Raw genomic sequence first — 18058 nt, 5'->3', positions numbered from 1 at the left:
GATCAGGCCACCGCCAGAGCCGGAGGCGCATCGAAGACCTGCACGAAGGTCTCTGGATGGAAACCGTTGAAGCGAGTCGCCAAGGCGTTGGAATAAGCTCCGACCTGATCGATTTCGATCCAATCCCCCTCTCGCACATCCTCCGGCAAGGTGAAAGTGCCGGGCAGCACGTCAAGCGAATCGCAGGTCGGGCCGTTGAGCACGAATTCACCGGGCTTGTCGGACGCCGGACCGGAAAGGCGTATCAGCCGTGCCGGCAGGCGGATCGCCACCTGCGACATTTCGGACAAGCTGCCGTAGATCCCGTCGTTGATATATAGGCGGTTGCCTTTGCGCAGCTGCACCTGGGTCAACAGCGAGCAGCCGTGGGCGACCAGCGCGCGCCCCGGTTCGGAAAAGATATCGACCGTGGGACTGAGCCTAAGCCGCTTCAGGCCGTCGCGGATCGCCGCCATATAGGTATCGAGCGCGGGCACCGGCCGGTCACCATAGGCGGCCGGAAAGCCCCCGCCGACGTCGATGCACACCGGCTCGACCTCAGCCTTTCCGATAACCTCGCCCAGAATCTCCAGCGCCGTGCCATAAGCTTCGGGACTGCGGCACTGGGAACCAACATGAAAGGCCAGGCCGACGGCAGCGCCGCGCCCGGCGGCCGCCTTCATCAGTTCGGCCGCCTCTTCCGGCCCGGCGCCGAACTTGGCCGCCAGATGATAAAGCGCATCGTCGGCCGGCGGCGTATTGACCCGTACGATGATGGTGTTGCCCTGAGCACCGACCTCCTCGACCACCTTGTTCAACTCGTCGATGTGGTCGACCACGAAATGCCGGACGCCGTAGACCTTGAAGGCCGACTTGATCACCGCACGAGCCTTCACCGGGTGCATGAAGTAGGTATGAGCATCACTGAAGGCATCGGAAATCTGCGCGATCTCGGCCAGGGACGCGGTGTCGAAGTGGCGCAGTCCCCCTTGGTAGAGCGCGTCGAGCACCAGCGGATGAGGGTTGCATTTCACCGCATAGAGCACGGTGCCGGGAAACTGGCTGATGAAACGCCTGGCGGAGCCTGCCAGAACCTCCGGACGCACGCAGTAGACCGGATAGCTGGGCTGCAGCGCCTTTGCGACTGCCGCAACGTCGGTAAACTGGCCTTTGTCGATCGCCAACGCCAAGAACCCATGCCGGAGAGAATTGCCGAAACGAAGCCCGGAGGCTTTCCTCTATAGGTAGCAAAAACCGCCGCGACAAGCGGAAAGGATCGAGAACATGCCTCGGGACGATCCGCGGCCAAGATATCTTCCCAAGCTGTGCCGGGGCAACCCTAGCGGCTGGATTTAAGCAGGCTGCGCATCTCCGGACCCAGGGCGATGTGCCCGTCCTTCATGTAGGCCTCATGATTCGCCTCCACGTCGTCGACCACATAGCGATAATTGACCATGAGGCCGGCAGACCAAGCCATGCCGTTGGCGGACGTGTCGCCCAGCCAGTTAAGCCGCTCCAGCCGCGCACCGTTACGCAAATGGAAACGGGCAACGGAATCGAGCGGCTGGCCATCCTTGCGCTTCGAGGTGAGATAGCGCGCCGCCAGCACCGTCAGAGGCTTCTGCAATGCTCCGGAGACCGCCGGATCCTGGGGCCAATTCCGCGTGCCCAGCATCTCGCCGACAATCTGTTTCAGGCCGCGCTCCTTGCTGATCGCCGGCAATACCGCCAGGTCCTCGGGCGCAAAGCCGGCCGCCAGATCGCCTTCGGACAGATTATCAAGCCACCGCCGGAAGCCGGGAATGGGCGACAAGGTCGAAAAGATCTTGAGCTTCGGGAACTCCCGGGAAAGCGTCTGCACGACCCTCTTGATGAGGTAATCTCCGAAGGAGATCTGCTTCAGCCCCTTCTGGGTATTGGAAATCGAGTAGAAAATCGCAGCATCGGCCTGGTGGGGGTCCATCTGCGGCGCATGCTCGTCCAACAGCGCCTGGATGGAGGCGGACATGCCGCGGACCAGCGCAACTTCGACGAAGGCCAGTGGCTCGTCGGGCATGCGCGGGTGGAACAGGGCGTAGCAGCGGCGGTCGGAGTCCAGCCGGTTGCGCAGATCCTGCCAGGACGTGATCTCGTGCACCGCTTCGTAAGCCACCAGCTTCTCCAAAAGCGAGGCCGGCGAGTCCCAGTCGATGGCGCGCAGGTCGAGAAATCCGGTGTCGAACCAGGAAAGCAAGAGCTCCCGAAGGTCGTCGTCCAGCCCCTGCAGATAGGGATCGAGGTCGCGCAGCGCCAGCAGGTCGGCGCGCAGGTCGACCAGGAACTTGACCCCCTCCGGCAGAGCGTTGAACTGGGTCAGCAGGCGCAGGCGCGGCGGCTGCAGCGCCTGGCGCAGCGCGCGCTCGGCCTTCAGGCGCTCGGCATCGGTCGGCGCCGCCTGATAGGCGGCCACGGCCTCCTCCACCGCCTCCGCGGACACGGCGAACTCGCGGGCGAGCACGGTGAGGAAGCCCTTGCGCCCCTCGGCATCCTGCTCCAGGTAAACGCGGCCGAGAGCCGCGGCACGCATGCGCGCCGAAACCTCACCGCCCCGCGCCTCCAGGCAGTCCTGCATCAGGAGCTTCAAGGATTCCGGCTTGGCCGAGGCCGGTGCCTTCGACAAGCCGACGGTCCGTGCCGCGGACTGCGCAATGTCGCGCCACGCCGTCGCCAGGTTCGTCAAAGTCCGCTCGACCAAGGTCTCCTGCTGCACCTCGGACATCAGGCTTCCTTTCTAAATCCCGGGCCCCATGATCACGTCCGGCAGCCAAGTGGCGATCTCCGGGAAAACGCACAAGAGAACAATTCCCAGGGCCATGGCCAGCATGAAGGGCAAGGCGCCCTTGAGGATCGTCGGCAAAGACACATCCGGTGCTATACCATTGATTACGTAAAGATTTAGCCCCACCGGCGGCGTGATCAATCCAATTTCCATATTGATCGTGAGAATCACCGCAAACCAGTAGGGGTCGAAACCCGCCGAGGTCACGATGGGCAGCAGAATGGGCGCCGTCATCAGGATGACCGCCACCGGCGGCAGGAAGAAGCCGCAGACCAACAAGAACACGTTGATCATCGCCATCAGGACCCAGCGGTTGACGTCCAGGCCGGCGATCCACTCGGCGATCGACTGGGTGACGAAGAGGCTGGAGAGCGTGTAGCTGAACAGGGCAGACGCGCCGATGATCATCAGGATCATCACCGACTCGCGCATGGAGTCGCCGAGGATATCCCAGATCCGCAGCAGCGACCAGGAGCGCAGGAAAAGCCCGTAGATCACCACCACCAGCAGCACGCAGAACAACGCCCCGACGCCCGCCGCCTCGGAGGGCGTGGCGATGCCGCCGTAGAGCACGTAGAGCACGCCGGCGATGATCAACAGGAAAGGCAGCACGCGCGGCAGCACAACCAGCTTCTGCCGCAGGGAGTAGCCGGCCTCGCTGAGGCTGAAACGGTAGCCACCGCGCCAGGCCGCGTAGAGCGACCAGGCCATGAAGAGCACGGTGAGCATCAGTCCGGGCAGCAGCCCGGCGATGAACAGCCGCCCGATCGAAGTCTCGGTGGAAATGCCGTAGACGATCATGGTCACCGACGGCGGGATCAGGATGCCAAGGGTACCGCCGGCGGCGATGGCGCCGGTGGCCAGGCCGTCCGGGTAGCCGCGCTGGCGCATCTCCGGAATACCCATCTTACCGATCGCCGCGCAGGTGGCCGGAGAGGAACCGGAAAGCGCCGCGAAGATGGAGCAGGCGCCGAGATTGGAGATGATGAGGCCGCCGGGCACCCGATAGAGCCAGCGCTCGAGCGCCTCGTAGAGATCCTTGCCCGCCGGCGAGGAGGCCACGGCGGCCCCCATCAGGACGAACATGGGAATCGACACCAGGGCGAACTCCCCGATGCCCGCGAAGAAAGTATCGGCGACGATGCCGAGACTGCCCCAACCGTCGAAGATGATGAGGAACCCGACCGACACGAGGCCCAGACCGAAGGCGATGGGAATCCCCGACGCCAGCACCAGGATGGTGACAACGCCGATGATGACGCCGATTTCCAGAGGGCTCATGGCTGCTCCCCCGGCTCCAGCCCAAAGGGCATCTCCCGCCCGGTCGCCAGGCAGAGAAGGTCGGCCACGTACTGCAGGCACAGCAAACCGATGCCGACGGGGATCGGTGCGTAGGCGATCCACAGCGGCAACCGCCATATCGAATCCGTCGTCCAGCCGCCGCGCCAGGCATCGAGCCACAGTTCCGCGCCGCTGTAGGTCAGAACGGCGCAAAACGCCAAAGCCATAAAAGAAGCCAGGTAAGCCAGCACCATGCGCGCGCGATGGGACAGGTAGATCGGTAGAAGGTCGACGTTCACGTGACCGCGGCGCAGCAGCACATAGGGGCTGCCGATCAGCGTGGCACCGACAATACTGTAGGTCGTGAACTCGGTCTGCCATACCGTAGACTCGTTGAGAAAATAGCGCAGAACGACCATCTGGCAGACCACGAGAACGGCGGCGGCCAAGGTCAGGGCCGCGACGATTCCGCAGAGCTGCGAAAGCCGGCGGACGGTTGAAACGAAGATATCCAAAACGGCCTCGACAGGTTGAGAATCAGCAGAACGCGCCTCTCACAGAGCAAGGGCGCCGGCAGCCTTCGCCCCCCGGCGCCCTGCTTCGAAACGAACCGGGCTTACTCGACGGCCAGCGCCTTTTCGATCAGCGCGTCACCACCGGGAACCTTATCGGAGAAGTTCTTGTAGGAGGTCTGCTTGGCGATCTCACGCCAGGCCGCCGCGTCCTCGGCAGACATCTTGACGACCTCGACACCGTTCTTCTTGTAGACGTCGACCAGTTTCTGGTCGAGGCCCTTGGCCTGCTCGGTCATGTACTCCTCGGCCTTCTTGCCGGCGGCCAGAAGAGCCTTCTGCTGTGCTTCGTTCAGCTTGTCCCAGCTGCGCTTGGACATGAGGATCGGCTCGTACATGAACCACAGGGCATGGTCGCCCGGCTCGGTCAGGCACTTGACCTGTTCGTAGATACGATAGGAGACGAAGCTGCCCGAGCTGGTGTTGGCGGCATCCAGAACGCCGGTCTGCATCGCGGTATAGATCTCCGACGACGGCATAGAAGCGATCGAAGCACCGGCGCCCGCCAGCATCTGCTCGAAGGCCGGTCCGGCCGCGCGGGTCACCTGCCCCTTCATGGTATCGGGACCGAGAATGCAGCTCTTGGTCGAGGCGAAGCCTCCGGCCAGCCAAGCGTCGGAAAGGACGACGACTCCGGCGTCATTGATGATTTTCTTGATGTCGTCCATGAAAGGCGAGGTGTTGAGCCGCAGGGCATGCTCGTGATTCTTCACCAGACCAGGCATCAGCGTGGCGCTGAACTGCGGGTGGCGACCGCTGGCATAGTCCAGCGGGAAGGCCGAGATATCCAATTGGCCTTTGACCATCGCGTTCCACTGCTCCTTGGGCTTGAACAGCGAGGCGCCAGGATAGACCTGAACCTCCAGGCCCACATCGGCCTTGGCGATTTCCTTGGCGATGATCTGCACCATCTCGTCGCGCGCATCGCCCTTGCCGCCCGGCCATTGGTGCGAGGCTTTCAACGTCAGGTCCGCCGCCATGGCCGAGCCGGCCACGGCAAAAGACGCGACCATGGCGGTCGCTGACATGAATCTACGCAGTGTCTTGGACATCACTCGGTTCCTCCCGGTTGCTTGTTCCTCGGCAGACGGCGGCTTGGCGCCGCACTTGCCAGTTATTCTGATCAAAAACTCTAGCCTTGGCCACGTAAGCTGTCCAGTCTTGTATACAAAAATTCCGGAAGTGCATGCTTGCTCGATTCTTTTGCATGCGGATATACTCCCGCCCATGAAACCCAAACCCGCACCGCTTGCCCGAGACCTGCGGGACCGCCTTGAGGATGAAATCCTCTGCGGCCAGCGCCCACCGGGCTCACGTCTGGATGAAAGCAAGCTGGCGCAGCACTTCGGCGTCTCGCGAACTCCGGTGCGTGAGGCTCTTCGCGAGCTGGCGGCGGCCGATCTGGTTGTGCTGCGGCCACGCCAGGGCGCGGTGGTCGCCACCGTCACCGTCACGCAGCTTCTGCACATGTTCGAGGTGATGGCCGAACTGGAATCCTTCTGCGCCAAATTGGCAGCGCGGCGCATGTCCGCGGAAGAGCGCGACCAATTGCTCACGGTCCACGAGGACTGCAGGGAGTTCGCCGAGAAGGGCGAAGCCCATGCCTACTACGACGCCAACCGGCGCTTCCACGAAGTGATCTACGCAGGCACCCACAACGCCTACCTGGAAGAGACCACGCGCAACATGCGCAACCGCCTGCAGCCCTACCGCCGCTTTCAGCTTCACCATCCGGGGCGGACCATGAAGTCCTGGAAGGAGCACCGTGCGGTGGTCGACGCCATTCTGGACGGCAACGCCGAGGCCGCGGCAAAAGCCATGTCCCATCACGTCACCATTCAGGGTGACGTCTTTACCGATCTCATCTCCGCCCTGCCGGAGTCCTACGTCCATGCGATGACCGCCTAGGCAGAACCGGGCGGCAGAAGACGATCATGACAAATCTCTACACACTCCTGACCGAGAATTTCCCCGCCGACCGCAGCCAGACCGTCCTGGAGACGCCCGAGGGGCGGACCATGAGCTACGAGGACTTCGAAGCCGGCTCGGGGCGCATCGCGCGGCTGCTGATGGACTGCGGCGTCCAGCCCGGCGACCGCGTGGCCGCACAGATCGAGAAGTCGCCGGAAGCGCTGCTGCTCTATCTGGCTGTGCTGCGCTGCGGCGGGGTCTACCTGCCCCTCAACACGGCCTACAAGGGTGGTGAGGTCGCTTACTTCCTGGGCGACGCGGAGCCGCGCGTGCTGGTCTGCGACCCGCAGGCCGAAGCCCTCCTGACCGAGACGGCCAAGCAGGCCGGCACCGAGGTGGTGCTGACCCTCGGCGGCGACGGCGCCGGCAGCCTGATCGAGCGCAGCCGCGCTCTGGACCCGGACGTCGGCGTGGTGGCGCGGGACGCCGACGACCTGGCCGCGATCCTCTATACCAGCGGCACCACCGGACGCTCCAAGGGAGCGATGCTGAGCCACGACAACCTGGGCAGCAACACCTTGACGCTGCGCGACTACTGGGGCTTTACCTCGGACGACGTGCTGATCCACGCGCTGCCGATCTTCCATACCCACGGTCTTTTCGTCGCCACTCACTGCGTGCTGCTGAGCGGCGCGCGCATGCTGTTCCTGAACCGCTTCGACGCGGATACGGTGATCGACCTGCTGCCCCGCGCGACCGCAATGATGGGCGTGCCGACCTTCTATACGCGGCTGCTGGCCAGCCCGCGCCTGACCGAGGCGGCCTGCGCCGGCATCCGCCTATTCGTCTCCGGTTCCGCGCCTCTGCTGGCCGACACCTTCCAGGAGTTCGAGGCCCGCACCGGCCACCGAATTCTCGAACGCTACGGCATGACAGAGACCACGATGAGCACCTCCAATCCGCTGGACGGGGAGCGCATCGCCGGCACTGTCGGTCATCCCCTGCCGGGCGTCGCGGCCCGCATCGCCGACGAGGAAGGAAAACCCCTGCCCCAGGGCGAGGTCGGCGTCCTGGAAGTCAAAGGCCCCAACGTCTTCAAGGGCTACTGGCGCAACCCGGAAAAGACCGCCGAGGAGTTCCGCCCCGATGGCTTCTTCATCACCGGCGACCTGGCAACGATCGACGCACGCGGCTACGTGCAGATCGTCGGACGCTCCAAGGACCTGATTATCTCCGGCGGCTTCAACGTCTATCCCAAGGAAGTGGAGCTCTGTATCGACGGCATCGACGGGGTCGACGAGTCGGCCGTTATCGGCTTGCCGCACCCGGACTTCGGCGAGGCGGTGGTCGCGGTGGTGAAGCGGCAGAGCGGCGGACCGGACGTCACCGCCGAGGCGATCCAGGAAACCGCCAAGGCGGAGTTGGCGAACTTCAAGGTTCCCAAGAAGGTCTTCTTCGTCGACGAACTGCCGCGCAACACCATGGGCAAGGTCCAGAAGAACGCCCTGCGCGACCGCTTCAAGGCCAGCTTCAGTTCGGCCGCCTAGGCGAGATCACGCTAAGCCGCTGAGCCCCGCGCCTTCACCGCCCCAAGGCAGGCCTCGATTTCGCCGGCGCTGAGCGTCTCACGCTCCTCCAGCCGCTGGACCAGGCTCTTCATGCCCACGCCGTTCGCGGTGATGATCTCTTCTGCCCGCGCCTCGGCCTCCCGCAGCAGTTGGGACACGGCGGCGTCAACGTCATGCGCCGTGGTCTCGCTGAAACGGCGCGGCTGGGCGATTTCACGGCCCAGAAAGGGGTGGTCTTCGCTCTGGCGCAGGTCGACCGGCCCGATCTCCTCGGACATGCCCCAGCGCGATACCATGGCCCGCGCCGTCTGGGTCGCGTTCTTGATATCGTCGTCGGCGCCGGAGCTGACGTTGCCCAGCAGCACCTTCTCCGCCGTTCGACCGCCCAGCATGACCGCAAGGCGGTCCTTCAGGTAATCCTCCGGCAGGGTGTGGCGCTCCTCCTCCGGCAACATGTGGGTGCCACCCAGCGCGCGGCCGCGGGGAATGATGGTCACCTTGTAGATCGGGTCCGCCTTCGGCAGGAAATGGGCCACCACCGTATGGCCGGCCTCGTGCACCGCCAAGCGGTGTTTCTCCTCCGGGCGGATCGCCAGGCTGCGCACGGTTCCCATCATGACCTTGTCGCGCATGTCCTCGAAGTCGTGCATCGTGATGGAGGACTGGCCGGCGCGCGCCGCGGCCATAGCCGCTTCGTTCACCAGGTTCTTCAGGTCGGCCCCCGAGAAGCCGGGGGTGGCGCTGGCGATGGTCGCAAGATCGACGTCCGGTGCCAGCGGCATGTTTTTCGTGTGGACCTTCAGGATCGCCTCGCGCGCCTCGCGGTCGGGCAGTTCCAACGTCACGTGGCGGTCGAAACGCCCCGGACGCAGCAAGGCGGGGTCGAGCACGTCGGGACGGTTGGTCGCCGCCAGGACGATGACCGCCTCGTGGCCGCTGAAGCCGTCCATCTCGGCGAGGATCTGGTTCAGCGTCTGCTCGCGCTCGTCATTGCCGCCGCCCAGTCCGGTGCCCCGCACCCGGCCGACGGCATCCAACTCGTCGACGAATATGATGCTGGGCGCGCGCTTCTTGGCTTCCTCGAACATCTTTCTGACGCGCGAAGCGCCGACGCCGACGAACATCTCGATGAACTCGGAGGCGGAGGTGTGATAGAAATTGACGTCGGCCTCGCCGGCCAATGCGCGCGCCAGGAGCGTCTTGCCGGTTCCCGGCGGGCCCATCAGCAACACGCCGCGCGGCGGCTCCGCCCCCAAGCGCTGGTAGCGTTCAGGGTCCCGAAGGAAATCCACCAGCTCCGCGACCTCGCGCTTAGCCCCTTCCTGCCCGGCGACGTCCGCAAAGGTCACCCGCTTCTTGCGCTTCACCTCCTTGCCGGCCGAACCGGCCAAGAACTCGGAAGGGTCGCGCCCGCCGAAACGGCCGGCGAGATTGCTCTGCATCCGATTCCAAAACCAGAAGTAGATACCGAGAAATATCAGCCAGGGCAGCAGGCTGTAGAACCAACTGCCGCCCTCCTCCTTCTTCGGGGCCGCAGACACCACCGCGCCGGATGACTCGATGAGCGGCATCAGCTCAGGATCATCGATGCCCGGCAGATTGACCTCGATGTACTCGTCCTGATCGGCCCCCAAATCGCCGCCGGCGGGCCGCACCGTCGCCTCGGCCAGATCCTCGGACAGGCGGACATCGCTGATTCGGCGATCCCGCAGCAGCTGCTTGAATTCGCTGTAGGCCAGAACGGTGCGATGGGGCTGCGGCGGCGCCACATCGCGGATGCTGAACATCAAGGCGAGGAACACCACCCCGATAAGAAGGATGGGCCACCACTTCGCGAAATCTTTCAACAGGTTCTCCGAAGCAAAAGGCAGAAAATGTCCGACTTTAGGCCTATTCTAACGCATAACCGCCCGGGGGCGGCAGGGGAATGATTCACGTCAAGGCGGCGAGATCCGGCGCAAGGCCGTGCCGGACCTAGATGTCGGCGTGCCTCACCGCGGCCCGGTGGGCCCGCCACGACTGGGCTTCGACGAAGACGCGCCTGACCACTCCGTCCGCCCGCTTCATGCTGAGCTCCAGATCGGCAATCGCCGCCTCCACCTCGTCGGCACTCAAGTGGGGGTGGAAGTCGACGCTGACCGTCACCAAGAGATCCTGGGGTCCTTGGTGCAGAGTGAGCAGCTCATTGATATGGAAGACCGCGTCATGATCCTGGACGATGCCGCGCAACTGCCGCACCAGCGCCGGCTGTGCCCCTTCGCCGATCAGCAGCCCCTTGGTCTCATAGGCGAGCAGAACGGCCGCCATCGCCAGGATAACGCCGATAACCATGGAAGCGGCGCCATCCAGTTCTGGAATGCCTAGGATCTGCGCCAGGAGAATCCCAACGAAAGCCACCACCAGACCCGCCATTGCGGCGGAGTCTTCCAGCAATACCGTAAAGATGGAAGGGTCTTTGCTGGCCTGAATCGCCTTCAGGTAACCGAGCTTTCCCTTGCCTTGTTTGAACGCCCGATAAGCCACCCACCACGCCGCCCCCTCGAAGACCATCGCGAATGCCAGGACAATGTAATTCACATAGGCGTCGGAAACCGGATGGGGGTCCTGCAGTTTATGGACTCCCTCATAGAACGAGACGCCGGCGCCGACCGCGAAAATCAGGATGGCGACCACGAAGGCCCAAAAGTAGATCTCCGACCCATAGCCGAAAGGGTGGCGCTCGTCGGCCGGACGCGAGGCGCGCTTCAGTCCATACAGGAGCAGGGCCTGGTTGCCGGTATCGACGGTTGAATGAATGCCCTCGGAGAACATGGCGGAACTGCCGGTAAAGGCGGCGGCGGCAAACTTGGTCACGGCGATCATGGCATTGCCCGCCAAGGCCGCGAAGATCACTTTTTTCGAGCTGTGCTGCGCCATCTCCCCCTCCCCCAGAGGTTCTCCTGCCGAATCGCTCACTCCTCGCACCGGGAGTCCCAGCCGCCGGCGACCATACCTGAGGCCGCCCGCGCCGGGGAAATGATCTATCAAGATTTTCACCGGCATTCTCCCGGACCCGACCCTGACAAAGGAGTCGCGGATGAAATCAGGCAAAGGCGGTATAAGAGGATATGAAAACGATTCGGCGCACCCTTCTGTTCGGGCTGGGCGGCTTGGCCGCGCTCGCCCTGCTGTTAGCCGTCGGCGGCTATCTGTGGCTGCGCGGCTCCCTGCCGCAGACCGAGGGAGACATCCCGCTGGCGATCCTCGACGGGCCGGTGAAGATCTCCCGCAATGCCGACGGCCTGGTCCGCATCCAGGCGGAAACCGAGTTCGACCTCTACCGCGCCTTGGGCTTCGTCCACGCCCAGGAGCGTCTGTGGCAGATGGATTTCACGCGCCGCGTCGGCTCGGGCCGCCTCTCCGAGGTCATGGGCAAGGCGACCCTGGTGCACGACCGCTTCTTCCGCACCCTCGGCTTCCGCCAGCTCGCCGAGGCCAATCTGTCGCATCTGGCGCCCGAAACCCTCGCCGCCCTGGAAAGCTATGCCGAAGGCGTGAATGCCTACCTGCAAGGCCGCTCGGGCCCGCTGCCCCTGGAGTTCCAGGTGCTCGGCTACGAACCCGAACCGTGGAGCCCGATTGATTCCCTGCTGTGGGGCCGCATCATGGCCCTGCGGCTGTCGGAGAACTGGCGGGACGAACTAAGCCGCGCCCGCCTGGCGGGCCGCTTCACTCCGGAGCAGATCGCCCAGCTCTGGCCGGCCTATCCCGGTGACGCGCCGGTCACCGTCGCTCAGCTTTCCGATCTTGTCGACGACACCGTCGCCCGGCAGTTGGCCGGCCTGCTGCCCCCTTCCCTGGCGCCGACCGGTGCTTCGAACGTCTGGGCCGTGAGCGGCGCGCGCAGCGCCAGCGGCAGTCCGATCTTGGCCAACGACCCGCACCTGCCGCTGGAAGCGCCCGGCGTCTGGTTCCTGGCCCGCCTGGAAGCACCGGGTATTACCCTGGCCGGCGCCACCGCACCCGGCGTCCCCTTCGTCTTGCTGGGTCACAACGACCATGTCGCCTGGGGCCTTACCACCACCCACAGCGACACGCAGGATTTCTTCATCGAGCGCATCTCGCCGGACGATCCCGGACAATACCTGACCCCGGAGGGCGCCGAAGACTTCAAGGTGCGTGACGAGTTCATCCGCCTCACGGGCGGCGAGTCCGTCACCCTGGCGGTTCGGGAAACCCGCCACGGCCCGGTGATGAGCGACGTCATCCCGGAAGGCTCCAGCGAGTCCGGCGCCGTGCTTTCCCTTGCCTGGCCGGCGCTGCGCCCTGACGACCGTACTCCCGACGCACTCTACGGCATGAACCATGCCCAGGATTGGGCCCAGTTCCGCGAGTCCCTCAGGCAGTTCCACGCGCCGCAGCAGAACGTCGTCTTCGCGGACACCGCCGGCAACATCGGCTTCCTCGCACCGGCCCGCGTACCGGTCCGCCGCGCGGGCAACGGCCAGCATCCGGTGCCCGGATGGAGCGGTGAGTTCGATTGGATTGGTTTCGTGCCTTTTGAGGAGCTGCCATCGCAAGACAATCCGCGTAGCGGCATTATCGTCAACGCCAACAACAAGATCGTGCCCGACAGCTTCCCGCACCTCATCGCCGTCGACTGGCCGCCTCCCTACCGCGCGGCGCGCATAGGCGCGGCACTCTCCGGCGCCGCAGGCAATCACGGCGTTACGGATTCGGTCGTGCTGCAGCAGGACATCGCCGCTACCGCCGCCGGTTCCATCCTGCCCCGCCTGCTCAAGGTAACCCCGATCAGCGTGCGCGGCCGCCAGGCGACCGCCCTGCTGCACTCCTGGGACCGGCAGATGCATCGCAGCGCCCCCGAGCCGCTGATCCTGCAGGCCTGGGTCTGGGCTCTGGGGAAAGCTATCCTGGAAGATGACCTCGGCCCCAACTACCTCGAGTACCTCGATGGCGGCACCTATACCCTGGAGCGCATACTCGCCGAGGACAGCCAGTGGTGCGATACCACCGGCAGCGACGAGATCGAAAACTGCGACGCCCAGATCCAGAAATCCCTGGAAGACGCTCTTGATCTTCTGGAGGAGCGCTTCGGCGGCGAAATGCATACCTGGCGCTGGGGCGATGCCCACGTGGCGCGCTTCGCCCACCCCGTCCTCAGCCGCCTTCCGCTGGTCGGTCCCTATTTCAGCTACGACGTAGAAACCGACGGCGGTAACGACACGGTCAACCGCGCCTCGCCTCGCCTGGGCGGCAGTGCCGAGCATCTGTTCGAGAACGTCCACGGCCCCGGGTTCCGCGCGGTCTACGACTTGAGCGACCTCGAGCGCTCGCGCTTCATGATCGCCACCGGCCAGTCGGGTAACCCGCTCTCCGGGACCTACGGCAACCTGGCCCCGCGCTGGCGCGACGGATTGACCGTGTCGCTGGCTCCGGAAACCTGGGCGCTGGCAAGACAGCTTAGCTTGCTGCCGGCACAAAAATAGCCAAACATTGTAATTCAGGCGCCACCGCAAGGCACCGTACCCCGGGGAACAGGCCATTGACCACGACGATCGACGACATCCGCACGGCCGCAGAGACCCTCAAAGGGCAGGTCATCCGCACCCCCTTGGTGCCCGCGGCCCGCATATCCGAAGTCCTGGGTTGCGAGCTCTACCTGAAGCTCGAGAACCTACAGCGCACCGGATCGTTCAAAGATCGCGGAGCTTTCGTGCGCCTATCCAACCTGAGCGCCGAGGAAGCCCAGCGGGGCGTCATCGCCATGTCGGCGGGCAATCATGCCCAGGGGGTGGCTTACCACGCCCAGCGGCTGGGAATCCCGGCGACCATCGTCATGCCCAAATTCGCCCCTTTCTCCAAGGTCGAACGCACCCGCGCTTTCGGGGCGCGCGTGGTATTGACCGGCGATACCCTGGACGCCTCCGCCCAGGCCGCCCGCCGCATCGCCGAGGAAGAAGGCCTGACCTTCGTTCATCCCTACGACGACCCCGATGTCATTGCGGGCCAGGGAACCATCGGGCTGGAAATCATGGAAGACCTGCCGGAGGTCGACACCATCGTCGTGCCGATCGGCGGTGGCGGCATCATCTCCGGCATCTCGATCGCGGTGAAAGAGGCTAACCCCAACGTAAGGATGGTCGGCGTCGAGACCGAGCTCTATCCCTCCATGGCCAACGCCCTCAAGGGCCGCAGCGAACTGCCGGGCGGCAGCAGCCTGGCCGACGGCATTGCGGTCAAGAATCCCGGGAAACTGACCCAGGAGATCATATCGCGGCTGGTCGAAGACATCGCCATCGTCCCGGAGACCATGATCGAGATCGCGATCCATCGCCTGGTCGAAGAGCAGAAGATCGTCGCCGAGGGCGCCGGCGCGGCGGGCGTGGCCGCAATCCTGAATGACCCGGAGCGCTATGCGGGCCGCAAGGTCGTCACGGTGATCTGCGGCGGCAACATCGACGTGCGCCTGCTTTCCGGTGTCCTGACCCGCGGCCTGGTCCGCGACGGGCGCATGGTGCGCCTGCGCATCGGCATCGTCGACCAGCCGGGGACGCTGGCCCTCATCGCCGACATTATCGGACGAAGCAGCGCCAATATTATCGAGGTCTACCATCAGAGGCTCTTCTACGACGTGCCGGCGAAACGCGCCGACATCGACGTTGTCCTGGAAACGCGCAACTCCGAGCACGTCAAAGAGATCATCGTCAGCCTGGAGGAAAACGGCTTCCCGACCCGCATCCTTTCGTCCCATTCGGCGGACGGCGCCTAGTGCCCCTCGCCAAGTCGCGACCATCAACCGTTGCGCCAACCTGCGCGATCCCTTAGGGGATAGCAGACAGCCGCGGAATTCTGGAGGAACCGTCAATGGCCCCGTCCGGCGCCGTTTTTCACAGCGTTATGGAGCGCATCGGCAACACGCCCATGCTGGAAGTATCCCATATGGATACCGGCCCCTGCCGACTCTTTCTCAAACTCGAGAGCGAAAATCCCGGCGGGTCGATCAAGGACCGGATCGGCAAGTCGATGATCGAAGCCGCGGAGAAGGACGGCAGCCTGAAACCCGGCGGCCGGCTGATCGAGGCGACGGCCGGCAACACCGGCCTCGGCTTGGCGCTGGTCGCCGCACAGAAGGGCTATCACCTTACGCTGGTGGTGCCCGACAAAATGGCGCAGGAGAAAATATTTCACCTGCGCGCTCTGGGAGTGGACGTGATTCTGACCCGCTCCGATGTCGGCAAGGGCCACCCTGAGTACTACCAGGACATGGCCCAGCGCATTGCCGGAGAAACCGGTGCGATCTTCATCAACCAGTTCAGCAACCCGGCCAACCCCCTTGCCCACGAAGCGACAACCGGGCCCGAAATATGGGAGCAGATGGAACACGATGTCGATGCCATGGTCTGCGGCGTCGGCTCAGGCGGTACCATTACCGGGCTGACCCATTTCTTTGCCTCGGTCTCCGACAAGACCGAGATGGTCCTGGCCGACCCGGAAGGGTCCATTCTAGCGGAATACGTGGAGACGGGGCACATCAGCAAGGATGTCGGAAGTTGGATCGTCGAAGGCATCGGCGAGGACTTCCTGCCCGATGTCGCCGATCTTTCGCGCGTGAACAAAGCCTATGTGATTCCCGACAAGGAAGCCTTGCTTACCGCCCGCGAGCTTCTGCTGCGCGAAGGAGTCCTCGCCGGCTCCTCCTCCGGGACGCTGATCGCCGCGGCCCTGCGCTATTGCCGCGAGCAGAGCGAGCCAAAGCGCGTGGTCACCCTGGTCTGCGACAGCGGCAACAAGTATCTGTCGAAAATGTTCAACGACTACTGGATGGTCGATCAGGGCTTCATCGAGCGCGAGCAAAAGGGCGACCTGCGGGACCTGATCGGCCGGCGGCACGACGAACACGGCACTGTAACGGTGGGCATCGACGACAACCTCCTGATCGCCTACGGCCGTATGAAACTCTACGACATCTCTCAGTTGCCGGTTCTCGACAAGAACGGCAAGGTCGCCGGGATCATCGACGAAAGCGACATTCTGTTGAAGGTCTTCAAGGACGACGAACGGTTCAAGGACCCGGTCTCTACCGCGATGACCGCCAAGCTGGAAACCATTTCCCCCGACAAACCAATCGATGCCTTGCTGCCGATCTTCGCTCAAGACCACGTGGCCATCGTCGTTGAAGACGATACCTTCCTGGGTCTCATTACCCGGATTGATCTGCTCAACCATCTCCGCCGACGGATGAAATAGCCCATGCCAGACTCGCACCGCGGCCGCAACCGGCCGGCCTTCGCCACCCGCGCGATCCACGCCGGTCAGTCGCCCGACCCTACGACCGGCGCCGTAATGCAGCCGATCTACGCCACCTCGACCTATGCCCAGGAAAGCCCTGGCGTACACAAAGGCTATGAATACAGCCGCTCGCAGAACCCCACGCGCATGGCCTACGAGCGCTGCATCGCCGATCTGGAAAGCGGCGAGCAGGGCTATGCTTTCGCGTCCGGCCTTTCAGCCATCGCCACGCTTCTGGATTGCCTGAACAGCGGCGACCACGTGATTGCCATGGACGACCTTTACGGCGGCAGCTACCGCCTCTTCGAGGGGGTCCGCCGCCGCTCCGCCGGACTCGACTTCAGCTACGTCGACATGACCGATACCGGCGCCCTGGAGGCGGCGATCCGGCCGGAAACCAAGTTAATCTGGGTCGAGACGCCGACCAATCCGCTGCTCAAACTGGTCGATCTCGAAGCCGTCGCCCGGCTGGCGAAGAAACATGGCATCCTGGCTGCCTGCGACAACACTTTCGCGACTCCCTGGATCCAGCGGCCGCTGGAACTCGGCTTCGACCTGGTCATGCACTCGGCGACCAAATACCTGAACGGCCACTCCGACATGGTCGGCGGCGTCCTGGTGGTGGGCGATAATACGGAGCTGGCCGAGCGGCTGGCCTTCCTGCACAACGCCGTCGGGTCGATCCAGGGCCCTTTCGACAGCTTCCTTGCGCTGCGCGGCCTGAAAACCCTGGCACTTCGCATGGAGCGGCACTGCGCCAACGGCCAAGCCGTGGCCGAGTTCATGGAGAGCCATCCCAAGGTGGCGAAGGTCTACTACCCGGGCCTGCCCAGCCACCCGCAGCACGCGCTGGCGGAGCGGCAGATGGACGGGCCCGGCGGAATGGTCACGGCGATCCTGAAGGGCGGCCTGGACGAGGCGCGGCGCTTCCTCGAGAGAGTCGAGATCTTCGCCCTGGCCGAAAGCCTGGGCGGCGTCGAAAGCCTGATCGAGCATCCCGCGATCATGACCCACGCCTCCATCCCCCCGGAGAACCGGGCCGCCTTGGGGATCAGCGACGGCTTGGTGCGGCTCTCGGTCGGGGTCGAAGGCGCCGACGACCTTATCGCCGACCTGCAGCACGCCTTGGCCTGACCCGGCCGGCGGTACCTAAACGTCCGGCCCGATGCTGCGGTAACCGCTCTGGAAATAGACCAGGGGGGGATGCTCTCCGGCGGCCTGCAATCGCTCGACGCGGCCCAGGATAATCACATGGTCGCCGCCCTCGTAAAGGGTCTCGCGCCGGCAGGCCAGATTGGCGAGGCAGTCGCGCAATACCGGCAGATTCCCAGGCCAAATGTCGTAGTCTACTCCGTCCCATTTATCGATCTCCGCCGTCGCGAAGCGCACCGATAGCTCGTGCTGGTGTTGGCCCAGGACGTTGATCGCAAAGCTGTCGGCCAGACGGAAGGTGTCGAAGCTCAAAGCCGCCTTGTCCAGGCAGAAAAGGACGAGAGGCGGCTCCAGGGAAACCGAGGAGAAGGAATTCACTGTGATTCCCCGGTTTCGCCCGGCGGCATCGCGCGCCGTGACCACGGCCACACCGGTCGCAAAGCTGCCTAGAGCCTGGCGGAAAGCGGAGGAATTGAACGTCATCGCAC

General features: G+C 64.3%; 14 protein-coding genes. 6 read left to right on the top strand and 8 right to left on the bottom strand.

Annotated elements, in window-relative coordinates; genetic code table 11:
• Nucleotides 1-2: 2 nt before the first annotated feature.
• The 5 genes from AAFN88_RS13130 to dctP form a co-directional block, all read right to left on the bottom strand.
• A complete protein-coding gene (locus AAFN88_RS13130) occupies nt 3-1163 on the bottom strand; it encodes a type III PLP-dependent enzyme (RefSeq protein WP_347520765.1) in 1161 nt (386 codons plus the stop codon).
• 155 nt (nt 1164-1318) lie between these two features.
• A complete protein-coding gene (locus AAFN88_RS13125; RefSeq protein WP_347520764.1) occupies nt 1319-2737 on the bottom strand; it encodes a malonyl-CoA decarboxylase family protein in 1419 nt (472 codons plus the stop codon).
• Between the two features lie 12 nt (nt 2738-2749).
• On the bottom strand, nt 2750-4078 hold the full coding sequence (locus AAFN88_RS13120) for a TRAP transporter large permease (RefSeq protein WP_347520763.1): 1329 nt from the start codon (nt 4076-4078) through the stop codon (nt 2750-2752).
• On the bottom strand, nt 4075-4593 hold the full coding sequence (locus AAFN88_RS13115) for a TRAP transporter small permease (RefSeq protein WP_347520762.1): 519 nt from the start codon (nt 4591-4593) through the stop codon (nt 4075-4077). Before AAFN88_RS13115 ends, AAFN88_RS13120 begins: the two co-directional genes overlap by 4 nt.
• Nucleotides 4594-4694: 101 nt before the next feature.
• On the bottom strand, nt 4695-5702 hold the full coding sequence (gene dctP, locus AAFN88_RS13110) for a TRAP transporter substrate-binding protein DctP (RefSeq protein ID WP_347520761.1): 1008 nt from the start codon (nt 5700-5702) through the stop codon (nt 4695-4697).
• Nucleotides 5703-5877: 175 nt separating this feature from the next.
• Between dctP and AAFN88_RS13105 the strand changes: the two genes are divergently transcribed.
• Entirely contained in the window at nt 5878-6558 is a 681-nt protein-coding gene (locus tag AAFN88_RS13105) for a GntR family transcriptional regulator (protein WP_347520760.1), read from the top strand.
• Between the two features lie 26 nt (nt 6559-6584).
• Nucleotides 6585-8108, top strand: coding sequence for a malonyl-CoA synthase (locus AAFN88_RS13100; RefSeq protein ID WP_347520759.1), 1524 nt, complete (start codon nt 6585-6587; stop codon nt 8106-8108).
• Between the two features lie 11 nt (nt 8109-8119).
• Here the strand turns inward: AAFN88_RS13100 and ftsH are convergent, their stop codons facing one another.
• The gene (gene ftsH, locus AAFN88_RS13095) at nt 8120-9976 is read right to left on the bottom strand and encodes an ATP-dependent zinc metalloprotease FtsH (protein ID WP_347520758.1); all 1857 of its coding nucleotides are present in this window, start codon (nt 9974-9976) and stop codon (nt 8120-8122) included.
• Nucleotides 9977-10103: 127 nt separating this feature from the next.
• The gene (locus AAFN88_RS13090) at nt 10104-11045 is read right to left on the bottom strand and encodes a cation diffusion facilitator family transporter (RefSeq protein ID WP_347520757.1); all 942 of its coding nucleotides are present in this window, start codon (nt 11043-11045) and stop codon (nt 10104-10106) included.
• Between the two features lie 191 nt (nt 11046-11236).
• Here AAFN88_RS13090 and AAFN88_RS13085 point away from each other — a divergent pair, with 191 nt between their 5' ends.
• The 4 genes from AAFN88_RS13085 (at nt 11237) to AAFN88_RS13070 (ending at nt 17552) form a co-directional block, all read left to right on the top strand.
• Entirely contained in the window at nt 11237-13615 is a 2379-nt protein-coding gene (locus tag AAFN88_RS13085; protein ID WP_347520756.1) for a penicillin acylase family protein, read from the top strand.
• A 56-nt stretch (nt 13616-13671) separates the two neighbouring features.
• Nucleotides 13672-14898, top strand: coding sequence for a threonine ammonia-lyase (locus tag AAFN88_RS13080; RefSeq protein WP_347520755.1), 1227 nt, complete (start codon nt 13672-13674; stop codon nt 14896-14898).
• 95 nt (nt 14899-14993) lie between these two features.
• Entirely contained in the window at nt 14994-16376 is a 1383-nt protein-coding gene (locus AAFN88_RS13075) for a pyridoxal-phosphate dependent enzyme (RefSeq protein WP_347520754.1), read from the top strand.
• Between the two features lie 3 nt (nt 16377-16379).
• On the top strand, nt 16380-17552 hold the full coding sequence (locus AAFN88_RS13070) for a PLP-dependent aspartate aminotransferase family protein (RefSeq protein ID WP_347520753.1): 1173 nt from the start codon (nt 16380-16382) through the stop codon (nt 17550-17552).
• A gap of 15 nt (nt 17553-17567) precedes the next feature.
• On the opposite strand, the gene AAFN88_RS13065 is transcribed toward AAFN88_RS13070, so the two are convergent.
• On the bottom strand, nt 17568-18053 hold the full coding sequence (locus AAFN88_RS13065; protein WP_347520752.1) for a flavin reductase family protein: 486 nt from the start codon (nt 18051-18053) through the stop codon (nt 17568-17570).
• Nucleotides 18054-18058: the final 5 nt, after the last annotated feature.

The organism is Pelagibius sp. CAU 1746, from assembly GCF_039839785.1.
Classification (GTDB): domain Bacteria; phylum Pseudomonadota; class Alphaproteobacteria; order Kiloniellales; family Kiloniellaceae; genus Pelagibius.
The sequence above is the reverse complement of the archived record's forward strand: the minus strand, read 5'-3'. Positions and strand labels throughout refer to the sequence as shown.

What these genes read in the sequence shown, in the direction of transcription:
- AAFN88_RS13125 (WP_347520764.1), bottom strand. Translation starts at nt 2,737, where the DNA reads ATGTCCGAGGTGCAGCAGGAGACCTTGGTCGAGCGGACTTTGACGAAC.
- AAFN88_RS13120 (WP_347520763.1), bottom strand. Translation starts at nt 4,078, where the DNA reads ATGAGCCCTCTGGAAATCGGCGTCATCATCGGCGTTGTCACCATCCTG.
- dctP (WP_347520761.1), bottom strand. Translation starts at nt 5,702, where the DNA reads ATGTCCAAGACACTGCGTAGATTCATGTCAGCGACCGCCATGGTCGCG.
- AAFN88_RS13105 (WP_347520760.1), top strand. Translation starts at nt 5,878, where the DNA reads ATGAAACCCAAACCCGCACCGCTTGCCCGAGACCTGCGGGACCGCCTT.
- AAFN88_RS13100 (WP_347520759.1), top strand. Translation starts at nt 6,585, where the DNA reads ATGACAAATCTCTACACACTCCTGACCGAGAATTTCCCCGCCGACCGC.
- AAFN88_RS13090 (WP_347520757.1), bottom strand. Translation starts at nt 11,045, where the DNA reads ATGGCGCAGCACAGCTCGAAAAAAGTGATCTTCGCGGCCTTGGCGGGC.
- AAFN88_RS13085 (WP_347520756.1), top strand. Translation starts at nt 11,237, where the DNA reads ATGAAAACGATTCGGCGCACCCTTCTGTTCGGGCTGGGCGGCTTGGCC.
- AAFN88_RS13075 (WP_347520754.1), top strand. Translation starts at nt 14,994, where the DNA reads ATGGCCCCGTCCGGCGCCGTTTTTCACAGCGTTATGGAGCGCATCGGC.
- AAFN88_RS13070 (WP_347520753.1), top strand. Translation starts at nt 16,380, where the DNA reads ATGCCAGACTCGCACCGCGGCCGCAACCGGCCGGCCTTCGCCACCCGC.
- AAFN88_RS13065 (WP_347520752.1), bottom strand. Translation starts at nt 18,053, where the DNA reads ATGACGTTCAATTCCTCCGCTTTCCGCCAGGCTCTAGGCAGCTTTGCG.